At 43.6% G+C, this 26,104-nt stretch carries 25 protein-coding genes; 9 read left to right on the plus strand and 16 right to left on the minus strand.

Translation table 11 applies throughout. The annotated features are described in order from the left end of the window. Positions 1-12: 12 nt before the first annotated feature. Positions 13-810, minus strand: a complete 798-nt coding sequence (locus tag AAGA51_RS18375; RefSeq protein WP_081878683.1) for a transporter substrate-binding domain-containing protein — start codon at positions 808-810, stop codon at positions 13-15. Positions 811-1,148: 338 nt separating this feature from the next. Next, complete coding sequence (locus AAGA51_RS18380) at positions 1,149-1,760, minus strand: glutathione S-transferase family protein (protein ID WP_042483221.1); 612 nt, start codon at positions 1,758-1,760, stop codon at positions 1,149-1,151. Positions 1,761-1,867: 107 nt separating this feature from the next. Between AAGA51_RS18380 and AAGA51_RS18385 the strand changes: the two genes are divergently transcribed. Continuing rightward, positions 1,868-2,443: a TetR/AcrR family transcriptional regulator gene (locus AAGA51_RS18385; RefSeq protein ID WP_042483218.1), complete on the plus strand. Its 576-nt coding sequence runs from the start codon at positions 1,868-1,870 to the stop codon at positions 2,441-2,443. Between the two features lie 7 nt (positions 2,444-2,450). Here AAGA51_RS18385 and AAGA51_RS18390 read toward each other — a convergent pair whose 3' ends face one another. The 6 genes from AAGA51_RS18390 to AAGA51_RS18415 all read right to left on the minus strand — a co-directional run bounded on the left by AAGA51_RS18390 (position 2,451) and on the right by AAGA51_RS18415 (position 9,794). Continuing rightward, positions 2,451-4,061 carry an ABC transporter ATP-binding protein gene (locus AAGA51_RS18390; protein WP_042483215.1) on the minus strand — a complete coding sequence of 537 codons (1,611 nt, stop codon included), beginning with the start codon at positions 4,059-4,061 and terminating at the stop codon, positions 2,451-2,453. Continuing rightward, positions 4,062-5,120 (minus strand): ABC transporter permease, encoded by a 1,059-nt coding sequence (locus AAGA51_RS18395; RefSeq protein WP_042483448.1) that lies wholly within the window; start codon positions 5,118-5,120, stop codon positions 4,062-4,064. 5 nt (positions 5,121-5,125) lie between these two features. Then, the gene (locus AAGA51_RS18400) at positions 5,126-6,214 is read right to left on the minus strand and encodes a microcin C ABC transporter permease YejB (RefSeq protein ID WP_042483211.1); all 1,089 of its coding nucleotides are present in this window, start codon (positions 6,212-6,214) and stop codon (positions 5,126-5,128) included. Positions 6,215-6,222: 8 nt separating this feature from the next. Next, the gene (locus AAGA51_RS18405) at positions 6,223-8,040 is read right to left on the minus strand and encodes an extracellular solute-binding protein (protein ID WP_042483208.1); all 1,818 of its coding nucleotides are present in this window, start codon (positions 8,038-8,040) and stop codon (positions 6,223-6,225) included. Between the two features lie 214 nt (positions 8,041-8,254). Then, a complete protein-coding gene (locus tag AAGA51_RS18410; protein WP_042483205.1) occupies positions 8,255-8,773 on the minus strand; it encodes an NUDIX hydrolase in 519 nt (172 codons plus the stop codon). Between the two features lie 88 nt (positions 8,774-8,861). After that, on the minus strand, positions 8,862-9,794 hold the full coding sequence (locus tag AAGA51_RS18415; RefSeq protein ID WP_042483204.1) for an exopolyphosphatase: 933 nt from the start codon (positions 9,792-9,794) through the stop codon (positions 8,862-8,864). A 318-nt stretch (positions 9,795-10,112) separates the two neighbouring features. Here AAGA51_RS18415 and AAGA51_RS18420 point away from each other — a divergent pair, with 318 nt between their 5' ends. After that, a complete protein-coding gene (locus AAGA51_RS18420; RefSeq protein WP_042483200.1) occupies positions 10,113-10,373 on the plus strand; it encodes a putative hemolysin in 261 nt (86 codons plus the stop codon). 315 nt (positions 10,374-10,688) lie between these two features. Here AAGA51_RS18420 and AAGA51_RS18425 read toward each other — a convergent pair whose 3' ends face one another. From AAGA51_RS18425 to AAGA51_RS18445, 5 genes are all read right to left on the minus strand, one after another. Continuing rightward, positions 10,689-11,660: a glutathione S-transferase family protein gene (locus AAGA51_RS18425; protein WP_042483197.1), complete on the minus strand. Its 972-nt coding sequence runs from the start codon at positions 11,658-11,660 to the stop codon at positions 10,689-10,691. Between the two features lie 204 nt (positions 11,661-11,864). Then, entirely contained in the window at positions 11,865-13,265 is a 1,401-nt protein-coding gene (locus AAGA51_RS18430; protein ID WP_042483194.1) for an APC family permease, read from the minus strand. A 52-nt stretch (positions 13,266-13,317) separates the two neighbouring features. Then, entirely contained in the window at positions 13,318-14,610 is a 1,293-nt protein-coding gene (locus tag AAGA51_RS18435; RefSeq protein ID WP_042483191.1) for an NAD(P)/FAD-dependent oxidoreductase, read from the minus strand. Between the two features lie 47 nt (positions 14,611-14,657). After that, on the minus strand, positions 14,658-15,077 hold the full coding sequence (locus tag AAGA51_RS18440) for a RidA family protein (RefSeq protein WP_042483188.1): 420 nt from the start codon (positions 15,075-15,077) through the stop codon (positions 14,658-14,660). A gap of 71 nt (positions 15,078-15,148) precedes the next feature. Beyond that, positions 15,149-16,288, minus strand: coding sequence for a tyramine oxidase subunit B (locus tag AAGA51_RS18445; RefSeq protein ID WP_042483184.1), 1,140 nt, complete (start codon positions 16,286-16,288; stop codon positions 15,149-15,151). A 288-nt stretch (positions 16,289-16,576) separates the two neighbouring features. Between AAGA51_RS18445 and AAGA51_RS18450 the strand changes: the two genes are divergently transcribed. Together AAGA51_RS18450 and AAGA51_RS18455 are read left to right on the plus strand one after the other, a co-directional pair. Continuing rightward, positions 16,577-17,410, plus strand: coding sequence for a helix-turn-helix domain-containing protein (locus AAGA51_RS18450; RefSeq protein WP_042483182.1), 834 nt, complete (start codon positions 16,577-16,579; stop codon positions 17,408-17,410). Between the two features lie 194 nt (positions 17,411-17,604). After that, the gene (locus AAGA51_RS18455; protein WP_042483180.1) at positions 17,605-18,393 is read left to right on the plus strand and encodes a siderophore-interacting protein; all 789 of its coding nucleotides are present in this window, start codon (positions 17,605-17,607) and stop codon (positions 18,391-18,393) included. A 68-nt stretch (positions 18,394-18,461) separates the two neighbouring features. On the opposite strand, the gene phnR is transcribed toward AAGA51_RS18455, so the two are convergent. Both phnR and yjjG read right to left on the minus strand, forming a co-directional pair. Next, positions 18,462-19,166: a phosphonate utilization transcriptional regulator PhnR gene (gene phnR / locus AAGA51_RS18460; RefSeq protein WP_042483177.1), complete on the minus strand. Its 705-nt coding sequence runs from the start codon at positions 19,164-19,166 to the stop codon at positions 18,462-18,464. Positions 19,167-19,218: 52 nt separating this feature from the next. Then, positions 19,219-19,893, minus strand: coding sequence for a pyrimidine 5'-nucleotidase (gene yjjG, locus AAGA51_RS18465; protein ID WP_042483174.1), 675 nt, complete (start codon positions 19,891-19,893; stop codon positions 19,219-19,221). A 102-nt stretch (positions 19,894-19,995) separates the two neighbouring features. On the opposite strand from yjjG, the gene AAGA51_RS18470 reads away from it, so the two are divergent. The 5 genes from AAGA51_RS18470 (at position 19,996) to msrB (ending at position 25,219) form a co-directional block, all read left to right on the plus strand. Continuing rightward, the gene (locus AAGA51_RS18470) at positions 19,996-20,913 is read left to right on the plus strand and encodes a LysR family transcriptional regulator (RefSeq protein WP_042483171.1); all 918 of its coding nucleotides are present in this window, start codon (positions 19,996-19,998) and stop codon (positions 20,911-20,913) included. Between the two features lie 121 nt (positions 20,914-21,034). Continuing rightward, a complete protein-coding gene (locus AAGA51_RS18475) occupies positions 21,035-21,232 on the plus strand; it encodes a hypothetical protein (RefSeq protein WP_042483170.1) in 198 nt (65 codons plus the stop codon). A gap of 28 nt (positions 21,233-21,260) precedes the next feature. Then, entirely contained in the window at positions 21,261-21,911 is a 651-nt protein-coding gene (gene elbB / locus AAGA51_RS18480) for an isoprenoid biosynthesis glyoxalase ElbB (protein ID WP_042483166.1), read from the plus strand. A 263-nt stretch (positions 21,912-22,174) separates the two neighbouring features. Beyond that, complete coding sequence (locus AAGA51_RS18485; protein WP_042483163.1) at positions 22,175-23,923, plus strand: formate--tetrahydrofolate ligase; 1,749 nt, start codon at positions 22,175-22,177, stop codon at positions 23,921-23,923. Between the two features lie 150 nt (positions 23,924-24,073). After that, a complete protein-coding gene (gene msrB, locus AAGA51_RS18490; RefSeq protein WP_042483161.1) occupies positions 24,074-25,219 on the plus strand; it encodes a peptide-methionine (R)-S-oxide reductase MsrB in 1,146 nt (381 codons plus the stop codon). Positions 25,220-25,292: 73 nt separating this feature from the next. Here the strand turns inward: msrB and folE are convergent, their stop codons facing one another. Next, on the minus strand, positions 25,293-25,949 hold the full coding sequence (folE, locus tag AAGA51_RS18495; protein WP_042483158.1) for a GTP cyclohydrolase I FolE: 657 nt from the start codon (positions 25,947-25,949) through the stop codon (positions 25,293-25,295). Between the last annotated feature and the right edge of the window lie 155 nt (positions 25,950-26,104).

Consider the following 26,104-nt stretch of genomic DNA (forward strand, 5'->3'; position numbering starts at 1 on the left):
CTGCTCGGATGATTAGTTCAATGATTTAGGAAACAACGCCCCTTTATTCGATACTGCATTGCGAGCAACATCTATTTGATGGTAGATATTGTCCGAATGGATACCCGAAAATTTTGCTTCTTGGTTCAACACTAAGTTGATATTTTGCAACAACAACTGGCTGTTCTTATGCGCCGCAATACGGATATTCTCAGTATCAAACCAATCCGGTATTTCTATACGACCAATGGTTTGGGTAGACGAATTCACACAAGCTAACAGCGACACATAGCTATCAAGTACCGCATCCGCCTGACCAGAATTAACCAGATTGATGGCATCAGCAAAACTCTCAGCTTCATAAATATTTGGTAGACCGCGTAAATCAAGCTTTTTGCAATAAATAGAACCTTTAACACATACCCATTTCATTGAACTAGGAGAAACATGCATTAGGCTTTTATTTCGGTACCAAATAGCAATCGAACTCTGATATAAAGTTTGACTATAGATATAATTGGAATCACTCGTATCAGAAAGTCCTACCGCTAAGTCTGCTTCTTTTTTATCAATAGCTTGATGCAATGAAGAAACGGTTGGATAGACAATATATTCGATATCGAGATTAAGATTTTTAGCCAAGCTATCAACAAAATCTGTCTCAATATCATAAGTAGGGTCATGATATGCAAGATTATCAAGCGTACGTGAAAGCAATGCCACTTTAATTTTATTTGGCATTGTATTCGATTTGTCACTTGTCGCTGACAAAGTGTAGGTACTAAAAACCACACACATAGCAGAAATAAATAATAGAAATAAACGGTTCACAATTTACTCATGCACATCAAAAATAGGATGTAAGAATAAGAAAAATGGGATGAAAGTCAAATAGCAAACAAATTCAGTTATATTATAACTTTATGTTTAATAAAGATATTTTGGTTTTTTGTAAGCACTATCCGACAATATTATCAGATGTAATCCAACAGATTGGGATGTGGTTTATAGGTAGGGGGTATGAATATTCTTATGAATAATTACAGTAAGGTCGAAAGAGAGCGTTATCTAGGACTTAGCCTCCCTTTCATTATTCCGAACACATATTACTCAGTTTCATTCGGTTAAAAGAAAATAATTAGGAGGCTAATATTAATTACTTATGAAACTTATTGAAAAGCTGGACGTTGAGATAATTCATTAAACCAACGAGCAATATTTGGATACTGATTTAAAACGTCAATTTGTAGGGCTTTTTCCGCAAATCCTACAAATATATAACCGGTAATATCTGCAATAGTGAGTGCTTCAGTAACAATAAATGGCTTATCTGTTAGCTGTTGTTCAAATTGAGGAAGGAAGCTTTCAACACGACGTTTACTTTCAATACCCCACTCTTCCACACACGTTTCGCGATCTTTATAAATACCTGAGATATTTCGGAATGCTTGGAAACCAGCATATAGACCTTGGAACTCCACCACACGGTTCCACATTTCAACTTGAGCGGTTTCTAAGTGTGTTTCACCAAAAAGGTTTTTCCTATTGGGAGTCGCTTCATGGAAGTAGCGGCAAATGGCAACACTCTCACAAATAGTGACACCGCAATCTAGCTCCAGCATTGGAACTTTGCCGTTTACGCTTTTTTGCTTGAAATCATCCGCTAGGTTCTCACCTTCACGTACATTGACTTGAACTCGTTCAATATCAACACCTAGCTCTTTGAGGAAAATGGAAACTCGGCGACAACTTGGAGTTGGGGAAAATTCGTATAGTTTCATTGTTGTTCCTTGTATTTTGGCTTTAACTAACCGATCGTTTAGGTTAGACTTTATTCGTTTTCTAAACGATCAGTCAAGAATTAATTATTGCAGATGAGACCAGCGATATGGCGAGAAAAAGTAACTTTGATAGAGACGAAAAGCTTGTTCAAGCGATGGAGCTATTCTGGCAGAAAGGCTATGCCAATACTGCGATCTCTGACCTGATTGATTCATTACAAATCAACCGTTTTAGCCTTTATAACTCTTTCGGTGATAAGCAAAATTTGTATTACGAAGCATTGGAGAAATACCTATCAAGCGTTTCTATTCCTACGCTGTCGTCATTGGAAAACCAGGACGCTTCACTCGAAGAACTGGAACAATTTCTTAAACAATTTTCTGAAATACAAAGGCTGAACAACCGTGGCTGTTTTATGCAAAACGCCCTTGTGGAACATGCAGGAACCGATGACACCGTATTACAGAAAGGCCATTTTCTTTTTGACCACTTGATAGAGATAATTTCGAGAGCGATTAGCAACGCTCAACGCCAGAGTAAGCTGCGCGCATCTCATGATCCACGAGGCTTGGCTCAGCTTGTCCTAACACAGATGCAAGGCATGCGAGTGCTCGGAAAAGCCAAGCGCAATGAAGATTTAGAAATGGCTTTGACCACTTTACTTATGTTGATCAAAGCCTGACCAAGAATCAAAACGTAGACAGGTTCACCAGCTCTTGAGTATAGGGATGCGAGGGCTTGTTAAACAAAGTTTGTGTTTCCCCTTGCTCAACAATTTTTCCTTGCTTCATCACAATTGTGTAATGGCACAGAGACTTCACTACGTTGAGGTCGTGACTGATAAACAAATAAGTTAAGCCATACTTCTCTTGCAGAGATTTGAGCAAATCCAACACCTGCGCCTGAACCGTACGATCAAGCGAAGAAGTCGGCTCATCAAGCAATATAAACTCCGGCTTTAATATTAGCGCCCTCGCGATAGCAATGCGTTGCCTTTGCCCGCCAGAGAACTCGTTCGGATAGCGATAGCGAGTTTCAGGGTCGAGATCGACCTCTTTCATTACTTCACAAATAAGCTGATCAATGGTTTGCTCGTCATGTTCAAAATGCACTCGCAAACCTTCGCCAATCACTTGAGCTACAGACATTCGAGGGTTTAACGCCGAAAAGGGATCTTGGAAAACTACCTGCATTCGACTGCGGTAAGGCAACATGCTTTTTCTGTCTAGCCCTTGCAGCTCGTTTCCTTGGTAGCGAATAGAACCCTCGGATTCCACCAGTTTTAATATCGCCATCCCTGTGGTTGATTTCCCCGAGCCACTTTCACCCACTAAACCAATCGAATGTCCTTTTTTCAGGTCAAATTTCATATCAGTGACCGCTTTAATATGCGCAATGGTTTTTCTTAGTAGCCCCCCTCTTATCGGGAACCATACTTTTAACTGCTCTGTGGTCAGCAAACTTGGACTGTTTATGCCGACGTTAACGGGTACACCGCGCGGATCGGATTCGATTAGCAACTTGGTATATGGATGTTTTGGTGCGGAGAAAAGCGTTTTACACGCTTCTATTTCCACCAGCTTGCCGTGCTGCATAACCGCAACACGATCAGCAATCCGTCTGACAATACTTAAGTCATGAGTAATGAACAGCATTGCCATTCCTAGCTCTTGTTGTAACTCTTTCAGCAAGTCGAGTATTTGCGCCTGTACAGAGACATCAAGTGCAGTGGTTGGCTCATCGGCAATTAATAACTCGGGTTCGTTAATCAACGCCATCGCTATCATTACTCTTTGCCGCTCGCCACCAGAAAGTTCGTGAGGATAAGCATTGATCTTTTGTTCGGGATGACGAATACCGACTTTCGCTAACCAGCCAATTGCCTGCTCTTCGGCTTTTTTCTGCCTCACGCCACGATGAATGGCCAGTGTTTCCACCAACTGCTTGCCAATCTTATGCAGAGGATTCAACGAGACCATAGGCTCTTGGAATATCATACCAATGCGCCCACCACGAATGCCTCTCAGTTGTCGTTCAGAACAGCTAAGCGTATCTAACCCTGAAAACTGGATATTACCCTCAAGATAGTGAGCAGACCCCTTCGGTAACAACTTTAATATTGCATTGGCAGTGACCGATTTCCCAGAGCCACTCTCTCCCACCAGCGCCAGTGTTTCGCCTTTATTGATGGAGAAAGAAACTTGCTCTGTGACTTTCTCAATAGCGTCACCACGACCAAAACCCACAGAGAGGTTTTCGATTTTAAGCAGGCTTTCGATTTTTAACGAATGTTCGCTCATCTATCCTCTCCTTTGCATATTTGGATCAAAGGCGTCACGCACAGCTTCGCCAATAAAAACAAGTAGAGTTAGCATCATAGAAAGCACGACAAACGCAGAAATTCCGAGCCACGGAGCTTGTAAGTTCGCTTTGCCCTGCGCAAGCAATTCACCCAATGACGGCGAACCCGCTGGAAGACCAAAACCTAAGAAATCTAAAGAAGTTAATGTCGTTACTGAGCCAGAAAGAATAAACGGCATCATAGTCAGTGAAGCCACCATAGCGTTTGGCAACATATGACGCAGCATAATGCGCGAATCACTCACTCCCATCGCTTGCGCCGCGCGAACATAATCAAAATTTCTGCAACGCAAAAACTCCGCACGAACAACACCAACCAAACTCATCCAGCTAAACAGCACCATGATCCCCAGTAACCACCAAAAATTAGGTTCCACAAAGCTGGATAAAATGATGAGTAAAAACAGCGTTGGCAAACCAGACCACACTTCAATAAAGCGCTGCCCTAGCAAATCTAGCCAGCCGCCGTAATATCCTTGAGTCGCACCAACAATCACCCCAACAAACGAGGACACGACTGTTAATACAAATCCAAACAAAACGGAAATGCGAAAGCCATAAATGATCCGAGCAAGTACGTCTCGTCCTTTGTCATCCGTGCCTAACCAGTTCACAGCATCAGGAGCAGATGGCACCGAACCTTGAATATTGAAGTTAATCGTGTCGTAACTAAAGCGGATGACAGGCCAAATGATATAACCTTTCTCTTCAATCAATTCGATAACATAAGGGTCGGTATAGTCCGCTTCAGTTTCAAACTCGCCGCCGAAACGTGTCTCAGCATAAGCATTAGACACAGGGAAGAACCACTGATTATCGTAAGAAATAAACAGCGGCTTGTCGTTTGCAATCACTTCCGCAAATAGGCTGACAATAAACAAAAGTGAAAACAGCCACAGTGACCAGAAGCCACGGCGATTGGCTTTAAATCTCTGCCAACGCGCTATGGTTAGCGGATTTGCTGTTGCGTTTTTTCGTAGCGCCCCATTTTTTACTATCACAATCAGCGCGCCTCAAAATCAATGCGCGGATCAACCCATGTATAAGTTAAATCCGAAATAATACCGAGCACTAGCCCAAGCAAAGTCATGATATACAGTGAACTAAATACCACCGGATAATCCCTTTGAATGGTAGATTCAAACCCCAATAAGCCAATTCCTTCCAGAGAAAACATCACTTCAATCAACATAGAGCCCGTAAAGAAAATACTGATAAAAGCGCTTGGGAAACCAGCAATGATGATCAGCATGGCGTTACGGAACACATGCTTATACAGAATACTGCCCTCATCCAGCCCTTTTGCACGAGCGGTTACGACATACTGTTTGTTTATCTCATCCAGAAACGAGTTCTTGGTCAACATGCTCAATGTTGCGAATCCACCAATCACCATAGCGCACGTTGGCAACGCGAGATGCCAGAAATAGTCGATAACCTGTTGGTACCAAGTAAGGCTGTCGAAGTTATCCGAAACCAAACCGCGCAAAGGAAACCAACTAAAGTAGTTACCACTGGCGAACAAGATGATCAGAATGATAGCGAACAAAAATCCGGGAATGGCGTAGCCGACAATCACTAGCGCGCTCGACCAAATATCAAAGCGGGACCCATGATGTATCGCCTTCATTATTCCCAGCGGGATGGAAATTAGGTAGATGATTAAGGTGCTCCATAATCCCAGAGATATAGAGACAGGCAGACGGTCGACAATCAAATCAATCACGTTACCGCCACGGAACAGACTTTCACCGAAGTTAAACGTGACGTAGTTTTTCAACATATCGAAATAACGCACATGTAAAGGCTTATCAAACCCAAACTGACGCTTTATCGCTTCTACCACCTCTGGATCCAAACCACGAGAGCCTTTGTATCCACTGCCATTGCTGTTGTCTGCACTCGACAAATCGACTTCCTGACCGCCACCAGAGAAGCGCTCCATGACACCGGATGTTTGTCCTTCTAACTGAGCGATAGCTTGCTCTACAGGACCACCCGGTGCAATTTGGATGATAAAAAAGTTGATAGTGATGATTGCCCACAACGTAGGAATAACCAACAACAGACGACGAAAAATATAGGCAGCCATATAACCTCTTATCGACGTTTTTCAGGCAGTTTTTCGGCTTTCTCTTTCGAGATCCACCAAGTATCTAAGCCCAAATCGTATTTCGGCATCACACTTGGTCGCTCAAACTTATCCCACATCGCTACACGATAAAGACTCGAATGCCACTGAGGAATGATATAGAAGTTCCACTGTAGAATTCGGTCAAGCGCTCGGCCTAAACTTAACAGCTTTTTCGGTTGTTCCTGATTTTTGGAAATCTGAAACGTAAGATCATCAATGACAGGATCCATTACACCAGCAGTGTTGTAGGTTGAATCTATGTAGTTTGAGTTCCATACAATCATCAGGTTAGAACTTGGGAATGGATTAGCAAAGTAAGATGAGGAGACCATATCGAAATCGCGGTCACGTAGTCGCTTAATATATTGCGTGTTATCAACAGTGCGAATTTTCATCTCAATCCCCATCAGTTTGAGATTTTTTTGCAACGGTATCGCGATACGCTCAGTGGTCGGGTTGTAGATAAGCAGTTCAAAGGTCATTGGTTCGCCAGTTTTAGCGTTCACCATCACTTTATCTTTCAGCTCCCAACCTGCGCTTTTTAACAACGCAAAAGCGGTTCTCATTTGGGTACGGATACGTCCACTGCCGTCCGTCACTGGCGGTTGATACTCTTCAGTAAATACTCTGGGTGGAATCGCTTGTTTAACTGGGTTGAGAATAGCTAACTCTTCTTCGCTGGGTAAGCCTTTCGCTTCATAGTCAGTGTTTTGGAAATAACTGCGAGTGCGAGAGTATTGGCTATAGAACATGTTCTTGTTCATCCACTCAAAATCCATCGCATAGTTCAGAGCTTCACGAACTCGCACGTCTTGGAATACCGGTCTTTGCGTGTTGAACACAAAACCTTGTGTACTGGCGGGCGCATTGTGCTCAATTTCTTCTTTCTTGATAAAGCCATTGTCGAAGTTAACGCCAGTGTAAGATGTCGCCCAAAATTTAGCTTGGCTCTCCTGACGTAAATCAAACTCACCTGCCTTAAAGGCCTCAAGCATCACCGTATCATCTCGGTAATAGTCATATTGAACTTGCTTGAAGTTGTTGCGCCCAACATTGACGGGGAGATCCTTGGCCCAGTAGTTGTCATCCAACTGATACGTCACGCTCTGACCCATTTTGTAGTCCGAGATTTTGTATGGGCCGCTACCTACTGGTGGCTCATTTAAAGGCTCTGCGAAGTTTTTGTCTTTCCAGAAATGTTCGGGTAACACTCGGGTTCCTTGAGCAAAGCTAAACAACTTTTCTCTATTGGGTTCCGACATTTCAATACGCACGGTCAGTGGTGCTATCGCCTTAACGGATTTGATCTCTTTGTAATAGACGCGGTACTGAGGTACGCCTTCAGTCATGAACTTGTTGAAGGTGAATTCCACATCGGCTGCGGTAATGGGCTCTCCATCCTGAAAGCGAGCTTTAGGATTAATGTCTAACTCAAGCCAGGTGTAATCATCGGAATAGCGAACTTTTTCAGTGATAAGGGGGTAATAAGAGTCAATTTCATCGGTTGGTGAATACATCAAGGTGTCATAAAGTTCACCTGTGTATATCGCAGGCACACCGCGTGAAGCATAACGGTTAAAATTATCGTAAGTACCGACCTGTCCGTAAGTGATTTTTCCGTACTTGGGAGCATCAGGATTGACGTAATCAAAATGAGTAAAGTCTTGCGGATACTTTGCTTCACCAAATCCAACCAATCGAGTGGTTTCGATAACGTCCGCCAAAGCAAAGTGGCTAATTGCAGTAAGCACAATCCCTAAAACAAGTGGTTTGGCATTTCCCATTCCGCGAATCCTTCTATTTATCAAAATGACACTGAGTTACCCGACGCCATATTACATAGCTCATATCCGGATAATGCAGGATATTATTAATAATTCAGTCACTTGGATAAGTATAGAGAAGTTTCCACAGAACGAAACCGCCAAAGCGTTAGCAAGTTGCAACAAATCTACATTTCAGCGGTTTCTTATGTTCATGTCTCACGCTTTAGAGATATCAGAGCATTTCTTGAGCAATCAAACGCAGCAAATAGGTTTCGCGCTCAATACTCATCCCCTTTTTCGGGCTTTCTAGAATGGTTTTTTCGTTGTGAGCTATCGCTTGGTGAATATTAATCCAACGAGGTTCCATGCCATTGCGTATTTCGTAGTCTTCAAATTTGGTGTTGCCCAGTTCGCGATCAATCTTGCAGGTGTAGCAATACGAGATCATATGCATCACATCAAAATCATTTTTGTACCAAGGGCGAAACTCCTCGTAGATACCATAAGGCTTGATGGAATGGATATTCTTTGCTCCGGTTTCTTCTTCCAGCTCGCGTACCAAACCCGCAAGCACATCTTCACCGTCATCTAACCCGCCACCCGGAAGTGTGTAGTCATGATATCGCTCGGTATACAACATTAAGATATCTTCGCCATCAATCACAATCGCTCTTGTTGCTTTGCGTTGTAGCACTGTGTACTGGCTTAAGCGTTCGACATCAGGATGAACGGCAGTTTGTAAATGTCTCATGGTGGTTCCCTTAAATTTCTCGGCGCGAATTCTAACATAAAAAAGCCCCGTTAAACGGGGCATAAGTCACTTGGAACAAGCCTTGATTTCAACCATCTGCGGTGATTCGCTTAATCAACTCTTGCTCAACTTTCGGTGCGAGATCCACATCGATCTGACAAGTCCCCGCTGCGTGGTGACCACCGCCTCCATATTCAAGCATTAGCTCGCCTACGTTGGTTTTTGAGCTGCGATCAAAGATGGATTTACCTGTGGCAAACACGATGTTTTGCTTTTGGAAACCCCACATTTTATGAATTGAAATATTACACTGCGGGTAAAGGGCATAAATGATAAAACGGTTGCCAGCGTAAATCACTTCTTCTTCGGTTAGATCTAACACCACCAGATTTCTATACACGGTGCCGCACTTCATAACTTGCTCTTTAAACTTGTTTTCGTGCTCTCGATACAACTCGATCCGTTCTCTCACATCAGGCAGATCGAGAATTTGCTCAATGGTGTGGTTACCACAGTAATCAATCAGATCCATCATCAGGTTATAGTTTGAAATTCTGAAATCGCGAAACCGCCCCAATCCAGTTCTCGCATCCATCAAAAAGTTAAGCAGGTTCCAACCCGTAGAATCCAGTACTTCATCACGTGTGAACTGAGCGGAATCACCTTTGTCCACCGCTTCCATCATTTCCAACCATGCTTCAGGAAAGACATCCAGCCCACCGTAGTAGTCCCATACCACTCGCGCCGCAGAAGGCGCATTTGGATCGATAATGTGATTAAGTCTGGGTTCTGTATTGCGAATGGTTTCAGAAAGGTGGTGGTCAAATATCAGAAAGGCGTTTTCAACATAAGGTAAGTTGGTGGTGATATCGTTTTCTGTTATCGCTATCTTGCCGTCTTGCATATCTTTGGGATGCACAAACTTGATGTCGTTAATTAAGTTAAGTTTTTTGAGAAACACTGCGCAAACCAATCCGTCAAAGTCACTTCGGGTGACAAGCCGATATTTGTTATCCGCCATTGGTTAATCCCCTAAATTTTTTATACTCGTCATTCTTCCCCTCATGCTTTCACCGCTATTGATGCTCAACTCAAGAAAGCACTATGCCTTAATTTTAGACAGCATGTTTTTTTTAACAAACTTAAGACAATGGTTTTTAAAAAAATATTCTACAATTTCCATATGGCGTAATCACTTGAAGTTACAGCTCGTTTCTAAATGGTCGCGTTAAGTACACATTTGTGAATGTGAAGAAGAGTACATGACGGAAGGCCAAACCGCTGAAACACCAAGCAGAACCAATTTAAAATAAACTCAATAAGCCCATGGAGATACCCGATGAAAAAACACAGTTTTGTGATTTCAGCTTTAATAGGTAGTGCACTACTTGTTGGCTGCTCAAACGAACCAGATGAATACGCTGTGAAGGAGTATGAAGCAACCACGAGCCCTGCCTCACTCTACTGTGTACAGCAAGGCGGAAAACTCGCAATGGTAACTGAGAACGATAAACGTGTAACATATTGTGTGCTCTCAGATGATGAGAAGGTCGAACAGTGGGAATACTACGAAAACCGCCAAGAAAAAGATAAGCAATAAGTACGCAGCTATTCACTCAGTCGTGAGTAAAAATCCACCTGCATAGCAGGTGGCTTTGAATGGCCCCCTATAAGGGGGCTATAACACATCAAGTTATAAACTAGCGTCAGTGTGCGCTTTAGTATTCAACTTCTACGACAAAGAGCATCCATTACACTCCGTATTTTTGCCGAATCATAACCTTTAAGCGTTATTTGTATACTCTATCCCTTAACCTTAACGCCTTTCGGGCAAAGCCCAAAAGGACAATCACCACCTTCATAGAAGGTGGTTTAGGGTAGAAAACAACAAAGGCAGCTAAAGCTGCCTTTTGTTTTAGTGCCCTAAAGAGCGAAGCAAATCATCAATGTGTTTTGGTCCGATTGGCCGCACACCGGAAGGATTAAGATCTTTGATTGAGTAATAGCCAGTGATGATATGGTCCATATTTACCGTATCAATAACACCGGGCAAGCGTAAGATTTGCTCCATATAAGCAGATAGATTTTTGTAATCTGCAATACGTTTGAAGTTAGTCTTAAACAACCCATGATAAGCGGCATCAAAACGAATCAGGGTGACAAACGTGCGAACATCGGTTTCTGTTAACTGATTGCCCACCAGATAATCTTGACCTTCCAGACGTTGTTCAAGCTCGTCGAGCATTGAGAAAACGCCGGTTACCGCTTCTAGATAAGACTCCTGAGACTGCGTAAAGCCCGCTTTATAAACACCATTGTTTAGCAGGTCATAGATACGAAGATTCAGCTCATCAATTTCACTTGTGTATTGCTCTGGGTACAAACGAACATCTGACGGCACTAAGTGTTCGAATGCGGTATCTAACATACGCAATATATCTGCGCTCTCGTTATTTACCATCACATTCTGTTTCATGTCCCACAATACAGGAACGGTCGCACGACCAGTAAAACGTGAATCCGCTCGGGTGTATATTTCATGGAGGTAGTTCGAATTAAACAGTGGATCAGTGTCAGAACCTGCGTATTGCGAAAAGCTCCAGCCTTGGTTAGTCATCACAGGGTTCACCACTGTAACTTCGATGTACTCATCTAAACCTTTAAGCTTACGAGCCATCAATGTCCGTGAAGCCCAAGGACAAATATAAGCAACGTATAGACGATAACGCCCCGCTTCAGCTTTGAAACCACTAGTACCAGTTGGGCCAGCGCTGCCATCCGGTGTTATCCAGTTACGAAAACTGGAGACTTGTCGAACAAAACGTCCTTTCTCGTCAGCTTTCTGCATTGCTTTCCAATCTTTTGTCCATTTACCGTCAACTAACATGGCAACCCCTTATCTGAATCGAATCAATTTATCTAACCTTCTAAATACTGGATTCAGTATGATTACCATCGCGAATTAGAGCAATGACGTATTCAATGAGAAATAATCAACAATACGTTTATAAATTTATACCTATGATGAAGTGACAAAAGCCAACAGCGCTGGCCACTGTTGGCTTTAGATATAAAAGAACGAATATCTTGGTTAGTTCATATCAGGTGTAAACAGACCACGCTTCATATAGAATTTAACCCAAAGCGCACCAATGAAGCTGATAAGCAGCAAGATACCGCCCGCAACGCTGTATACCATTTGTGTCATCTCTTCAGATGGTGAGTTATGAAGCGCGACATACCCCATAGCAACGATGCCGAGAATCTGTGGAATGGGGAAGAAAGGCGATTTATAAGGACGATTTTGATTAGGCAGTTTCTTACGTAATACAATCACGTCAATATGTGCCACCATGTAAGCCAGTAACCAGCTTGTGGTTGCAGCAATAACCAACACAATCAGTGAATCAATATTAACCAACATGAACGCTATCGCTGTGCATGATGCAATCATAACCACACCAGCCCACGGAACATCGTAGCGGTTCTTTGCTTTTAGCTGAGGGAACGCTTGTCCTTGCATCGCCATGCCGTGCAACATTCTAGGAATAGAAGCCAGAATCGTATTAATCGTACTGCATGTCGCCGTCAGTGCCATCACAGTAGCGACTAACAAACCGCTTTGACCAAACACACCATTTGCATAATTCAGGTAAGGAATCGGTGACGTAACCAATGTTTCAGTATCCAGATACAGCGTGGCACCGTAAGCAAATGCTAGAAAAATGGCAAATATCATCGTCAATGACCAGTGCATGGCACGCGGTATATTCTTTGTCGGATTCTGCACTTCATTGATCATTGGACAAATAAACTCAACACCAACCATCAGCCACATCGCTAATGCGATTAAGCCGACAAAACTGCCATCCAGCACACCGCCGAAACTCCAGTCAACACTGTCTCCATTTAGAACTGGATGTGGTTCACTAGCACCAGTAATAGCAAAGATTCCAATCAGAATAAGTGCACTGACCAATACAAACGCTAACATATTTTGAACTTTCGCAAACACGTCAGCACCAATCAGGTTGGTGACACTTAAAATAACCAAAATCGCAATCGGCACTAACTTTGCGGGGAATAAACCCGGCAGTAATTCTGACAACATTGCATCTACCAAGAACATTTCGACAGGTAATGCCAAAATCGCGACCACCACATAACCCGAAAAAACAGACACTATTGCCGGAAAGTGACCTATCGCTTTCTGCGTGTATGTGGCTAACGTGCCTTCTTGAGGAAACATCAGAGACAGTTCCGCAAAACTCATCGCGTTAAATTGCGCCAATATGTATGCACAAACCATCGCTGCAACAAACGCCATTCCACCGATACCGATACCCTGCGTTGCGGAGATCATCGCGCCTTGCACAATGACAAGGCCGATGCAGATCGCCATCATGGTTGGTAATCCCATTTTATTGATTTTTGTTTTATCCGCTGATCCTCCAGCGGTAGCAATTTTGCGTGAGTATATAGTGTCGCTCATATCCAAATTCCTTTTGTAAATAGAGTCTTATGACCTAAACCAAATGTTCAATCTATAGTCTGTCAAACCGATAAGGTGACGGATCTATGATTGGGTTCATACCGCTAACTAAATCTGCAGCTAACTGCCCTGCCGCAGGTCCTGTACCAAAGCCATGCCCTGAAAAACCCGTCGCTATGGTTAATCCCGGAATATCCTTTATCCGATCAATAACAGGGTTTGAATCTGGTGTTACATCGATTTGTCCAGCCCAAGCTTCTTCAATCTGTGCGCTATCAAACGCTGGCCAGGCTTTACGTAAATTGGTTAAGGCCTCCTGATTTAATCCACTATTATGTAATGGGTCAATAGTTCTCACTTTCTCAAAAGGTGAGCTTGAACCACTGTCCCAACGTCTTGAAATTACTAAATCTTTTAAGAAATAATTGCCGAGTGAAACACGCAAATAACTTCTTTGGTTCTTAAGTTGGCTGAGGTATCGGTGTCCTATTAATAGATGGTCGAGACATAAAGGAGCATCCAAAGCACCACGTTGAGTTATGATGAATCCGCCGTCTTGATGTTTGCGGAAAGAGAAGTTTGACGCACCAACAGCAATCTCAGTTGGACCTTCCATTGGCTTAGTGCGCATCACTGAGCAGATAAGCGGCAATGTCGGAAGAGAAATGCCTTCGTTGTCCAAAAAGCGACGTGACCATGCGCCACCAGCTAACAATACTTGTTGACATCGAATCTCGCCTTGTTCAGTGACAACGCCTGTCACTTTCCCCGCAGAACGTGTTAGTCCTCGTACCGCACAGTTCTGAACTAAAAGAGCGCCCTTGTTAACGGCTGCTTGAGCCATAGCACTAGTTGCAATCGCTGGTTCAGCACGACCATCTGAAGGAGTATAGATCCCCCCCAACCATTTACCTTTTCCGCCCTGCACCATATTGTCGACATCAGTAGGCGTCAACATACGAGAATCCAGTTCCAGAGACTTAACCGACTCCAACCAGCTTTCATGCATCACCAATTGTTCTTCTGAATCGGATAAGAACATGATGCCTGCTTGTTTATAACCAACATCACGTCCGACTCGTTGTGACATCTGAGCCCAAAGTTTATCTGCCGCTTGTGCCAAAGGTACATCATCAAAATGTCGGTTTGTCTTGCGAATCCAACCAAGGTTTCTTGACGACTGCTCTCCGGCTATATGTCCTTTTTCAAGCAACACTACAGGTATATTTCTTTCTGCCAAGGTCAGTGCTGCACTAACACCAACAATTCCACCACCAATGATCACTACACTAGTCGACTCTGGAATCACATCTGTAGTCTGAATTCGTTCAAGGGTTTTAGTCATAATCCTTTATCCTAAAAAGGATGAGGCATCGCCCCATCCACACTCCATTACGCTATGACGATTTGTTGTGTTTCCAAACCTGAAGCACCTCGGTACGCGGTTATCTCTAACTCAACTTTGTAAATGGTTGAGCCCAAAGGTGGACACGTAACTGTCGTCGCTGGGTTTATTCCTCTGAATTTAGTGCCAATCAGTTCCATAACAATCGATACATCTTCTGGGTTTTGAATAAACACACGTGACATCACAACATCATTGAGCGAACTATCTAGCGCTTTTAGAGCTCTTTCGATATTGCTAAATACTTGCTCAGTCTGCTCAAGCACACTTTCACTAATCAATTGTGTTTCGGGATTACGCCCTGCTGTGTTCGATACATAAATCCAATTGTCGACGGCAACGGCTCGTGAATAACTGCCCATTTCTTCGAACTTTGAACCGGTTTTAACTTTGACGTTCTGCGCCATGCTGATTTCCTAAATGAAAGTGAAGTACTAATAGGTTTTTGTTGATGGTTGTAACTAGCGAAACGTTTCAATTAACGCAGCTCAGGTTCGTCCCAAAGATTCAGTTTCACGCCAATACCTTGTTCAATTGCGTTGCGATAAACAACCGTTCCCCAAGCTACGTCTTCAACAGGTAAACCGCCTACCGACAAAATGATGATCTCCTCATCGTTTTGACGACCAACCGCATCCCCAGCGACGATTTTGCCTAAATCTTCGAACTGCTCTTTTTTCATTAAGCCTTCTTCAATCATGTCCATAAAACGAACGCCAATGATTGGAATGTATTGGTGCGCCGGTTTTGGCACTTCTTCAAACCATGCGTCATAAAGGCCAGGGTTATCCGCTACTTTGCGAACATCTTCTTTTTCAAGATCGGAATCTAAGCGGCAGTACGCAGGCATTGAGAGGAATGCTCCCGGTTTTACCCACTTGCGTTTTACTTCTGGATAGCTAGACACATCACCAGTCTCACCGGAGTTGCAGTAAGTAACGATGTCAGCATCACGGACAACATCTTCAATGGTATCAACAACTTTTACTGAGGTAATTTGTGGGTAGTTAACGTGAACCCAGGTAGTAAAATCATCAAGACTCTTCTTACCGCGCCCTTTAACTTTGAGCGTATCGATTAGCGGGCATGCAGCCATGAAAGCCGCTACCGATGTCTTACCCATTACACCCGGACCTAATAAACCAATCACTTTTGAATCTTTACGTGCAAGGTAACGAGCACCTACCCCCGGAACAGCGCCAGTGCGGTATGCGGAAAGCAGGTTAGCGGACATATGAGCCAACGGAGCGCCGGTGTCAGCGTCGTTAAGCGTGAACATCAAAATCGAACGTGGTAGACCTTTTTCTCGGTTGGCGATATTAGAGCCATACCATTTCACGCCACAGGTTTGGAAACTACCGCCTAAGTACGCTGGCATCGCCATCAAACGGCGGTCTGGAGAGTGTTTTGGCATGGTTGCAAATTCAGGCTCTTCCGGGAAAGTGATCATTGCACCATGAGAGTCGTTGTTTGCTCCCGCCATACGGTAATCTCCGCGATATAGCAGTGCGAACATCTCTTCCATCGTGTCCACACATTGAGGCATGTTGGTTACGCCTGCTTCGATCATGTCCTTTTCAGAGAGATAGATAAAATCAATTTTCGTGTTTGCTGACATACATTCACCTGTATCCATAGGGTTAATTGTTAGTCCTCTCTCGTAGCCTTCCCATCAACACAAAAGTTCAAACCTTAGCGTGATTTTTGTGACTCTTCCTTGAGTGGATAACTCGATACTAGTGAGCGATTTTTTGTGCGTATTGTATTTTTGCGACACAGATAAAAATCTTTTCCGCCATTTTTAAATTCTGATTTTTGGCACACTTGCTGCTAATCACGAAAACACTAGGGAAACAAAATCGTTACGATTTTTTAATATTTAAAGCAGACGGAAAGGCAAGAAATCATGTTAAGTTCATCTCACTCCTATCAGGTGGCGAACATACACTCCAAACAACCTTGGTTTGTTCTCAGCGCCGAAAAATATGCCACGAACTTAACGACGGAGAATCCCGTTATTTCTCATTTCTACAGCTTTGAAGTGGGTAAATCTCAAGCCCCAACGACAGCCATTCCAGACGGTTGTGTTGACCTGCTTTTTGATTGTGATTCCGACAGCCCTATGGGTTTGGTTTGCGGTACAACTTTGGAAGCGACCGAAGTCGCTTTTAACCAAGACCATCGCTATTTTGGTATGCGTTTTGTACCAGGTTTTATCCCCGACTTTATAGAAATTTCAGCTCCAGAATTGACCAACAAACAGTGCAATATTGTCGATGTAGTCTTGAATTCTCAGGATCTGGTTGAACAAATTGTTAGTGCCAGTTCTTTTCAAGAGCAGGTACAAATCGCCAAACAATTTATGCGTGGAAAACAAGGTAGAAAGCCCACCAATTTAACCCATCAAGTCGCCGCCAAAATTTGTCATGAGAAGGGAAATATTCAGGTTCAGGATCTAGAAACATTTACGGGTTATTGCAGCCGGACTCTACAACGCCAGTTTCGCGCAGATCTCGGGCTCACACCCAAAGCATTTTGTCGTGCAATTCGCTGCCAATCTGCCATTTACGATATAAACCATCTCGATAAAGTCGCTTTTTCTGACCTCGCTTTTAACTTAGGTTTTAGCGATCAATCCCACTTTCTCCGTGAATTTAAAAAGCTGGTTAGCGCGACTCCACTTGAGTATCAGAACCGAGTAAAGCAGAAGACTTATCTCGATCGAATTCAGTGTTATTGAACTTATTTGGGGCAACAATGCTCAAATTACGCACAAAATGTGTGCTTTTTATTTCTAGAATCACCCCCGATATCTGGATGTAAAATTTCGTAAATGACAATTATTATCATTGATAAGCTGTATTTTTATAGCTAAAGTAGCGTCGCAATCAATAAAAAAACGAATATATTTTTATAAGTACGAAAGAAGTTACTATGCAGAAAAATCAAAATAAAAGAAGCGCTTACCCGTTAACGGTTATTGACGCTGAAAAAATTTCACCCAGCATTCAAAGAATTACATTACAAGGTGATGCTATTGCTCACTTTGGAAAACAAAACGAAGGCGACTACATCAAACTTCTGTTCTCACCAGAAGGTTCAACTCAACTCTCAGATTTAGATGAAGACGCAAGACCAATCATGCGCACTTATACAATCCGCGAGTTTGATGAACAGAAAAACAGCATTGTGGTCGATTTTGTCCGCCATATCACTCATGACCCATCGTCTGGATTTGCCGCCCGTTGGGCAATGAATGCAAAAATAGGCGACACCATTTCGATTGCAGGACCGGGCCAAGGACAATCCACGAATCCAAATGCAGATTGGGTATTTCTAGCTGCTGACATGACTTCACTACCAGCACTGGCGGTAACACTGGCAAACCTAGATAAAAATGCGTGCGGTTATGCAGTTATTGAGGTTAACGAACATGAAGATGTGCAAACACTTGAAGCACCACAAGGCGTCAAAGTAATTTGGGCCATTGCTGAGTACGGCGATAAATTGGTTGATCTGGTCAAAGCTCAGGTTTGGCTAGAAGGACAATGTGCCGTTTGGTGCGCGTGTGAGTTTGATTCGATGAAAGCCCTGCGCCAATACTTCCGCAATGACAAAGAGATAGACAGAGATTTCATCTATATCAGCAGTTACTGGAAAAATGGCGTGAGCGAAGATGGTCACAAAGTGATTAAACGACAAGACGCGGAAGAACAACACTAGTTTTCGAACGGCGAACAGACAGATAAAAATAGCCTGCTAATGCAGGCTATTTTCTTTCTTAGGATTGTTTATCTGGAGAGTTGAGCGACTGATTCGATACTGATAGCGTCATGACGCCAATACTCGATGTCGCAACATATTGCGTCACCATTGGCATCATAATTAACCCTCTCAACAACCATGGTTGGTGTACCATCGGTTGCTCGCAGTGCTTGTGCAGTTTCTCCCAGCAGTGAGCTTGTCGAAATGCGGTAACGTACCGACTGGTATTGCGTCGAGTAGTGTTCTTTATAGAGTTCGGTTAATGACTGTGACATGTCGTGAGACAAAAGATCAGGGAACAACTCAGGGCGAATATAGTGAGTCACAAATACCACAGGACGAGCATCAAGGTATCGCACTCTGTCCACTCGATAGATATCCGAGAAGGGTTTTAATCCAAGCAGTGCTGATGCTTGTTTGTTGGCGATCATCGCTTTCGCTGCAATCAGCTCAGTTTTAGGCACACGGTTTTGCGCCTCAGCCATCTTATTGAAATTAAGCGTTTGTGTAGGGTCATAACGTAGTGGATCTGGGGAGATAAACCAGCCACGTCGGTCTTCACGGAATACACGCCCTTCAGCTTCAAGTAGCGATAACGCCTCACGCAGTGTTACGCGAGTAGTATCAAATGACTCTGCCAATTTGCGCTCAGAAGGTAGCTTCTGTCTTGGAGATAACATGCCAGCGTCGATTTGTTCAACGATGGCATCTTTAATTTTCACGTATTGCACAGTATTCCTTTCACCTACATCTTGTGAGCACACCCATTTTTGTGGATGAGAATTACGCTAACAGAATACTACGCAACTCATGCAAGGATTGCACTTCATAATGCGCATTAATCCCTTCGGGTCTTTCATGTTGATGCACGTTCAACCAACAGGTTTCGATACCAAAGTTTAAGCCACCAAGGATATCTGAATGAGGATTATCCCCCACCATCAGTACTCGCTCTTTGCTCGGGTTACCCATTTTCTCCATTGCATGCTGGAAAATACCTGCATCAGGCTTAGCGACGCCCACTTCTTCTGATATCACAACATGATCAAAGTATTGAGTCATACCAGTTCTTTCCAAACGAATAGCCTGAAGTTCAGTAAAACCGTTAGTAATAATGCCAAGCTTCGCTTTGCCATTTAGTGCATCCATCAGCTCTTTTGCACCCGGTAGTAAAGTGCAGATATCGGCCATCGCTTCTAAGAATGCGCTGTTCAATTCCGCTGTGGTGGTCTCGAGTTTCTCTGCCCAAGCTTTAAAGCGGATATGCTTAAGTTCTTCGGCGGTAATGGTTCCGTTTTGATAATCGACCCAAAGTGGCTTATTAACCTGCTGATAATGATGAAAATCTTGTTGTGTAAAATTCACGCCTTTGCGTTCAAACATTAACTGCATGCCTTTTAAAGCATCGAAATGGAACAAGGTTTCGTCAGCATCAAATAATATCCAGTCGTACTTCATATCTGTCTCCTCAAAAACGGTGTGCCTAGTGTAGATTGTTTTCCATAAAATGATAATCTCTATCAACGGAAACTTGTTGTTAATTTAGAGGCAACAATAATCATGGACAATACTTTCTCTACCATCCCTATTTTCGTTGCTGTCGTCGAATGCGGGAGCTTTTCGCTTGCTGCCGAAAAGCTGGGCGTAACGAAATCGGCTGTCAGTAAACGGGTTACCCAGTTGGAAGATGAGCTTGGTATACGACTGCTCAATCGTACAACAAGAAAGCTGAGCCTGACTGAAGCAGGCAAGCGTTACTATGACCATGTTTCTCAAGCACTAGCTTTGGCACAACAAGGGATGGACGCCGTTACCGAGCTGCAAGGTGAGCCTAAAGGTAAACTTAAGATAACCGCCCCAATGTCTTTTGGCGTGCTTTACATCGCCCCTATCATTGCCGAATTTCTTGAGCAGTTTCCAAAAGTCACTATCGACCTACAACTAGAAGATCAAATGGTCGACTTAATCGAAGGAGAGTTCGACCTCGCCATTCGTATTGGCAACCTACCTATCTCAAATCTGGTGGCAAAGCGTCTAGTCAATTGCAAAAGCGTCTTGTGCGCATCACCTGAATACATAAAGCGTAATGGCTCACCGAAAAAGCCCTCTGATTTGATCGATCATAACTGCCTTGTTTACTCCTATTTCAGAGGCGGCAGTGAATGGACATTCGAGCAAGCGCACAACGAGTTTAAAGTGATTCCCAAAGGGAACTTTATTGTGAACAACAGTGAGGCGATCCGCCGCGCGCTCATCGAAGGTTTAGGTGTGGGTCAGTTGCCTACCTTTCTGGTGAGCAAAGACATCTTGTCTGGAAAATTGCTGCCCATAATGACGCCCTATTCTTTGCCCGAACACGCTATTTATGCCGTGTTTCCTGAACGTAAGCATCTTCCACATAAAGTAAGGGCATTTATGGAGTTCGTTGCGGACAAATTGGGCAGAGACAAACCGGTTTGGGACGAAGGTATATTCTGAGTCACAACAATAAAAGGTGAACGCGAGAAAAGGCCTGTTCACTGATTTAGCACAATAAACATCAGCGATTAACGACATATAAAACCTGTTAACCACTGTTTAGAGATCAATTGGATTAGCAATGAAACACTTCCTACCTTCATCTGTAATGCTTGTTCCGTTTGTTGTAAAACATTACCCAGATAGTGACACAGAATCCCAAAGTGAAAGTGAGCAAAATTCGAGCTGTGATCTGTGCGACGATCTAACAACCAATCCTCAGCTAAAATTATCTACCGAAAACCAAGTCAAAGCGAAAAAAGGTCGTAAGCTTAAATAAAGTCCTGCTTAACAAAAGGAATAAGTCGATGAAAAAAGTAGCCGTGATTTTAAGTGGCTGTGGTGTCTTCGATGGCTCAGAAATTCATGAAGCTGTCTTAGCGCTCCATGCCATTGAGAAGCAAGGGGCAAGCTGGCACTGCTTTGCGCCTAATATCGAACAACTGCATGTTATCAATCACCTGACTGGTGAAGTGATGACAGAAAAGCGCAATGTTCTGGTAGAGGCCGCTCGGCTTGTTCGAGGCAAGATAGACGATGTAGAAAAACTCAAAGCCGACGACTACGATGCGTTACTCCTTCCCGGTGGATTTGGCGCGGCAAAAAACTTAACTGATTTTGCAGTTAAAGGCACAGAGTGCACCATTAATGCTCATGTTGCGTCTGCTTGTCGAGCATTCGCTCAATCTGGTAAACCAGCCGCGTATCTGTGTATCGCCCCCACCATTATTCCAATGATTTATGAGCACGGCGTGCAAGGCACAATTGGGAATGACAAAGATACCGCCATCGCTTTCAATCACATGGGGGGGGATCACATCAACTGCCCAGTAGATGACTTCGTCTATGACCATGAACACAACGTTCTTTCTACGCCAGCTTATATGTTGGCAGGCAGTATTTCAGAAGCCGCATCAGGTATCGAACGTCTGGTTGAGAAGCTAATAGAGCTGGCATAGTCAATACCGCTGGCATAAATGGCTCGACGTTATAGAATGACAACAGCAAGGTGATCATCTCGGTCACCTTGCTGCTTTATAAAGGTTGTTAATCATTTCCAGTGAGTAAATATTATCCGAGACTTGACACAAATCAGCATAATTTTGAAAATCACCGCAATCGAACAATCCTCTCGCAAAAACACTTTACATCGATTTATTTCTAGATAACATGCCAACGCAAACGTTTGCTCAACTAAACATAAACACATTCTGAGGATTTTATGCTATCAGACATCGACATTTGCCGTTCCACCCCATTGAGCCACATTGATGCCGTTGCTGAAAAAGCAGGATTACGTGCTGAAGAGTACGAAAGTCACGGCCATTACAAAGCAAAAGTCTCATTAAAATGTTTAGAACGATTGCATGAAAAACCCGTAGGCAAGTTTGTATTGGTAACGGCCATCACACCGACACCGCTCGGTGAAGGTAAAACTGTTACAACCATAGGTTTAGCGCAGGGATTAGCAAAATTGAATCAGTCGGTTTTTGCTTGTATACGCCAACCTTCTATGGGGCCTATCTTTGGCGTTAAAGGTGGTGCTGCAGGTGGTGGTTATTCGCAGGTTGCTCCAATGGAAGAATTAAACCTGCACTTAACTGGTGATATTCATGCGGTGACCGCCGCCCATAACCTAGCCTCTGCCGCTATCGACGCTCGTATCTACCATGAGCAGCGTAACGGCTATGAAGATTTCGAACGTCGAACACAGCTTAAAGCGCTACGAATCGATCCACACCAAGTGGTATGGAAACGTGTTGTTGACCATAACGATCGCGCGCTGCGCATGGTAACGGTTGGCCAAAACGAAATGGGTAAAACCATCAATGGTTATGAACGTACTGATGGTTTCGATATTTCCGCAGCGTCTGAACTTATGGCAATTCTTGCCTTGGCTTCCGACCTTAAAGACCTGCGTCAACGTATCGGCAAAATTGTGATTGGCTACAGTTTTGATGGTAACCCAGTGACCACAGAGGATTTGCAAGTCGCTGGCGCGATGACGGTCAGCATGAAAGAAGCGATCAAACCAACGTTAATGCAGACTTTAGAAGGCGTGCCTACCCTTATCCATGCAGGACCTTTCGCAAATATTGCACACGGCAATTCATCGATCATTGCCGATGACATCGCGACACGTTTAGCCGAATACACAGTCACAGAAGGCGGTTTTGGTTCTGACATGGGTTTTGAAAAAGCCTGTAACATCAAAGCAAAAGCATCGGGTAAAACACCCGATTGTGCTGTTATTGTGGCAACCTTGCGCGGTCTGAAAGCAAACTCAGGTCAATTCGATTTACGTCCGGGTCAAGCTATCCCCGACTCATTGTTCGCACCAGATCGAGTTGCTTTAGTCGCAGGCTTTGAGAACTTAAAGTGGCACATCAACAACGTTAATAAATACGGTATTCCTGCTGTTGTCGCGATTAACCGTTTCCCCCAAGATACTAACGAAGAACTACAGCAGCTTATTGAACTTATCGAGGCTTTGCCAAACGATGTTGAAGTGTCGATTTCAGAGGGTTTTGTTAAAGGTGGTGAAGGCACGAAAGAACTTGCAGAAAAAGTCATTAAACAGTGCGAGAAAACCTCTTTGTTTGAGCCTTTGTACCAAGCTGAAGATACGCTGATGACCAAGATCACCAGTGTTGTCACCAAAGGCTACGGTGCAGGTTCATTTATGCTGAGTTACAAAGCTCAAATGCAATTAAAGCAGTTGAACGAACAAGGCTTCGAAAACCTGTCAGTCTGTTTCGCGAAGACGCCGCTCTCTATTACCACAAATTCATCAATTAAAGGTGCACCAAGTGGATTTGAAGTGATGATTCGCGAGCTCAAACTCTGCGCTGGCGCTGGCTTTGTTTATGCGCTGTGCGACAACGTCATGACCATGCCCGGCCTACCAGACAGGCCCGCCTTTATGTCATTAGACATCGACGAACACGGGCATATTATTGGTTTGAGTTAACCCACCCAATCAAATTCGACAAGGCGGCGTTGCAACCCAAGCTGCCTTTTCTTTATCGATAGATTTATTTCTTTCGTAAACAGTTTGAAATTTTTCACTTCGTGTGCCGTTCTTTTCTTATATCGATAATAAAAATGGGTAAGAAAAGTCATGAAACGCTCAACAGCACTATTACTACTCTTCGCAGCAATACCTTTATCAATTTTTTCGTTCAGTCATGCCACCAGCGAAATGACATCGACTCACGCAGATCCAATGAAATCTGGTCAAACGGAAGTTGCTACCTTGGCGGGTGGTTGCTTCTGGTGTACAGAATCGGATTTGGAAAAACTTCCGGGAGTCGTTGACGTGGTCTCTGGTTACGCTGGCGGAAATGTTGACAACCCAAATTACAAACAAGTTTCCTCAGGTAAAACCGGACACATTGAAGTGGTTAAGGTGACTTACGATCCCAAAAAAGTGACTTACGAACAGGTACTGGACCAGTTTTTTCGACATATCGATCCAACCGATGACCAAGGATCTTTTGTCGACCGAGGGAACCAATACCGCCCTGCGATTTTCTATCACAATGATGAGCAAAAGCAGATTGCTGCGAACTTCATGAAAGAAATCGAACAAACAGGCATTTTCAAAAAACCATTAAAAACTGAGCTGATTAAATACACCAAGTTTTGGCGTGCGGAAGAATACCATCAAGACTATTACAAAAATAACTCGCTACGTTATAAGTACTATCGTTACGCTTCGGGACGTGACCAGTACCTAGACGAGATTTTCGGTAAGGACAGAGTAGAAAAGCCGGTAACGTTACGAGAAATTATCGACAAAACAAAAGCTCTCAACAGTGTCAAAGCATACACTCGCCCGTCTAATGAAGAGATCAAATCAAAACTGACCGATCTACAGTATTACGTTACTCAAGAGGAAGGCACCGAACGTGCTTTCCAAAATGAATACTGGGATAACAAGCAAGCAGGTATCTATGTGGATATCGTTTCTGGAGAACCTCTGTTTTCTTCCACCGATAAATACAAATCAGGGACAGGCTGGCCAAGTTTCACCAAGCCAATCAGTTCGGCATACATTGTGACTCACGATGACAACAAACTGTTTTATACCAGAACCGAGGTTCGCAGCCGCTTTGCAGACTCTCATCTAGGCCATGTGTTTGATGATGGCCCAGCGCCGACGGGTTTAAGATACTGTATGAACTCAGCCGCGATGCGTTTTGTACCAGTCGAAAAGATGCAACAAGAAGGTTATGCGGAATGGCTTTCTCTGTTTGAGAAATAGTTTGTCTGACTAGATAGCATCCGGCTATATAATTTGCCCAGTCTAGCTCTGACTGGGCTTTTTATTGTTCGCGTTAACGTAAACCGTGAAGAAATTCAGCGCGAGTTGCAGGGTTGGATTTGAAGATACCGCCGAGCGCTGTGGTTGTGGTTACGCTGGTTGCGTCCATCACACCACGAGATTTCACGCAGTAATGCGTAGCATCGATAGTAACTGCCACATCCTCTGACTCTAGTAGAGCTTGCAGAGCAACCAGAATTTGCTGTGTCATACGCTCTTGAACCTGAGGACGCTGAGCAAAAAAGCGGACAATGCGGTTGATCTTAGACAGACCAATAATTTTGCCACGAGGAATATAAGCGACAGCCGCTTTACCATCAATCGTCACTAAGTGATGTTCACAAGTGCTGGTTACTGTGATGTCTTTCACCTTCACCATTTCACTCACATTCATCTTGTTTTCAATCACAGTGATTTTAGGGAAGTTGCTATAGTCAAGCCCTGAAAAAATCTCATCCACATACATTTTTGCAATACGATGCGGCGTTTCTTCTAGGCTATCATCGGTCAGATCAAGACCAAGTAAATTGAGGATTTCACGCATGTGACTCTCAATCTTTTCTTTCTTCTCTTCACGACTCACCGTATTTGGCTGCATTGGCGTTTCCAAACCACGGCGCTCTAGCGCATCTTTTACTAACTTTGCTGATTCGCTAAGACCTGATGACATTCACATTCCTCTTACTTTACCCCTTTCGGATGGCTGACAAGGATACTCGGATTCTTACATAATTACACCCCTATTTTATAGGTGGAAATACTGCTCCTATCTGCGAAAGCAAGGTATGTCCCTGTCAGTAAAAAGGGCATATGCAAATAGCTCTA

This window comes from Vibrio diazotrophicus (genome assembly GCF_038452265.1).
GTDB classification, from domain to species: domain Bacteria; phylum Pseudomonadota; class Gammaproteobacteria; order Enterobacterales; family Vibrionaceae; genus Vibrio; species Vibrio diazotrophicus.

Excerpts from the sequence above, each read along its gene's own strand:
- AAGA51_RS18385 (WP_042483218.1), top strand. The coding sequence starts at position 1,868 with ATGGCGAGAAAAAGTAACTTTGATAGAGACGAAAAGCTTGTTCAAGCG.
- AAGA51_RS18455 (WP_042483180.1), top strand. The coding sequence starts at position 17,605 with ATGCAGAAAAATCAAAATAAAAGAAGCGCTTACCCGTTAACGGTTATT.
- folE (WP_042483158.1), bottom strand. The coding sequence starts at position 25,949 with ATGTCATCAGGTCTTAGCGAATCAGCAAAGTTAGTAAAAGATGCGCTA.
- elbB (WP_042483166.1), top strand. The coding sequence starts at position 21,261 with ATGAAAAAAGTAGCCGTGATTTTAAGTGGCTGTGGTGTCTTCGATGGC.
- AAGA51_RS18435 (WP_042483191.1), bottom strand. The coding sequence starts at position 14,610 with ATGACTAAAACCCTTGAACGAATTCAGACTACAGATGTGATTCCAGAG.
- msrB (WP_042483161.1), top strand. The coding sequence starts at position 24,074 with ATGAAACGCTCAACAGCACTATTACTACTCTTCGCAGCAATACCTTTA.
- AAGA51_RS18470 (WP_042483171.1), top strand. The coding sequence starts at position 19,996 with ATGGACAATACTTTCTCTACCATCCCTATTTTCGTTGCTGTCGTCGAA.
- AAGA51_RS18475 (WP_042483170.1), top strand. The coding sequence starts at position 21,035 with ATGAAACACTTCCTACCTTCATCTGTAATGCTTGTTCCGTTTGTTGTA.
- AAGA51_RS18430 (WP_042483194.1), bottom strand. The coding sequence starts at position 13,265 with ATGAGCGACACTATATACTCACGCAAAATTGCTACCGCTGGAGGATCA.
- AAGA51_RS18390 (WP_042483215.1), bottom strand. The coding sequence starts at position 4,061 with ATGAGCGAACATTCGTTAAAAATCGAAAGCCTGCTTAAAATCGAAAAC.
- AAGA51_RS18420 (WP_042483200.1), top strand. The coding sequence starts at position 10,113 with ATGAAAAAACACAGTTTTGTGATTTCAGCTTTAATAGGTAGTGCACTA.
- AAGA51_RS18380 (WP_042483221.1), bottom strand. The coding sequence starts at position 1,760 with ATGAAACTATACGAATTTTCCCCAACTCCAAGTTGTCGCCGAGTTTCC.
- AAGA51_RS18450 (WP_042483182.1), top strand. The coding sequence starts at position 16,577 with ATGTTAAGTTCATCTCACTCCTATCAGGTGGCGAACATACACTCCAAA.
- AAGA51_RS18405 (WP_042483208.1), bottom strand. The coding sequence starts at position 8,040 with ATGGGAAATGCCAAACCACTTGTTTTAGGGATTGTGCTTACTGCAATT.
- yjjG (WP_042483174.1), bottom strand. The coding sequence starts at position 19,893 with ATGAAGTACGACTGGATATTATTTGATGCTGACGAAACCTTGTTCCAT.
- AAGA51_RS18485 (WP_042483163.1), top strand. The coding sequence starts at position 22,175 with ATGCTATCAGACATCGACATTTGCCGTTCCACCCCATTGAGCCACATT.
- AAGA51_RS18440 (WP_042483188.1), bottom strand. The coding sequence starts at position 15,077 with ATGGCGCAGAACGTCAAAGTTAAAACCGGTTCAAAGTTCGAAGAAATG.
- AAGA51_RS18400 (WP_042483211.1), bottom strand. The coding sequence starts at position 6,214 with ATGGCTGCCTATATTTTTCGTCGTCTGTTGTTGGTTATTCCTACGTTG.
- AAGA51_RS18410 (WP_042483205.1), bottom strand. The coding sequence starts at position 8,773 with ATGAGACATTTACAAACTGCCGTTCATCCTGATGTCGAACGCTTAAGC.
- AAGA51_RS18415 (WP_042483204.1), bottom strand. The coding sequence starts at position 9,794 with ATGGCGGATAACAAATATCGGCTTGTCACCCGAAGTGACTTTGACGGA.
- AAGA51_RS18445 (WP_042483184.1), bottom strand. The coding sequence starts at position 16,288 with ATGTCAGCAAACACGAAAATTGATTTTATCTATCTCTCTGAAAAGGAC.
- AAGA51_RS18425 (WP_042483197.1), bottom strand. The coding sequence starts at position 11,660 with ATGTTAGTTGACGGTAAATGGACAAAAGATTGGAAAGCAATGCAGAAA.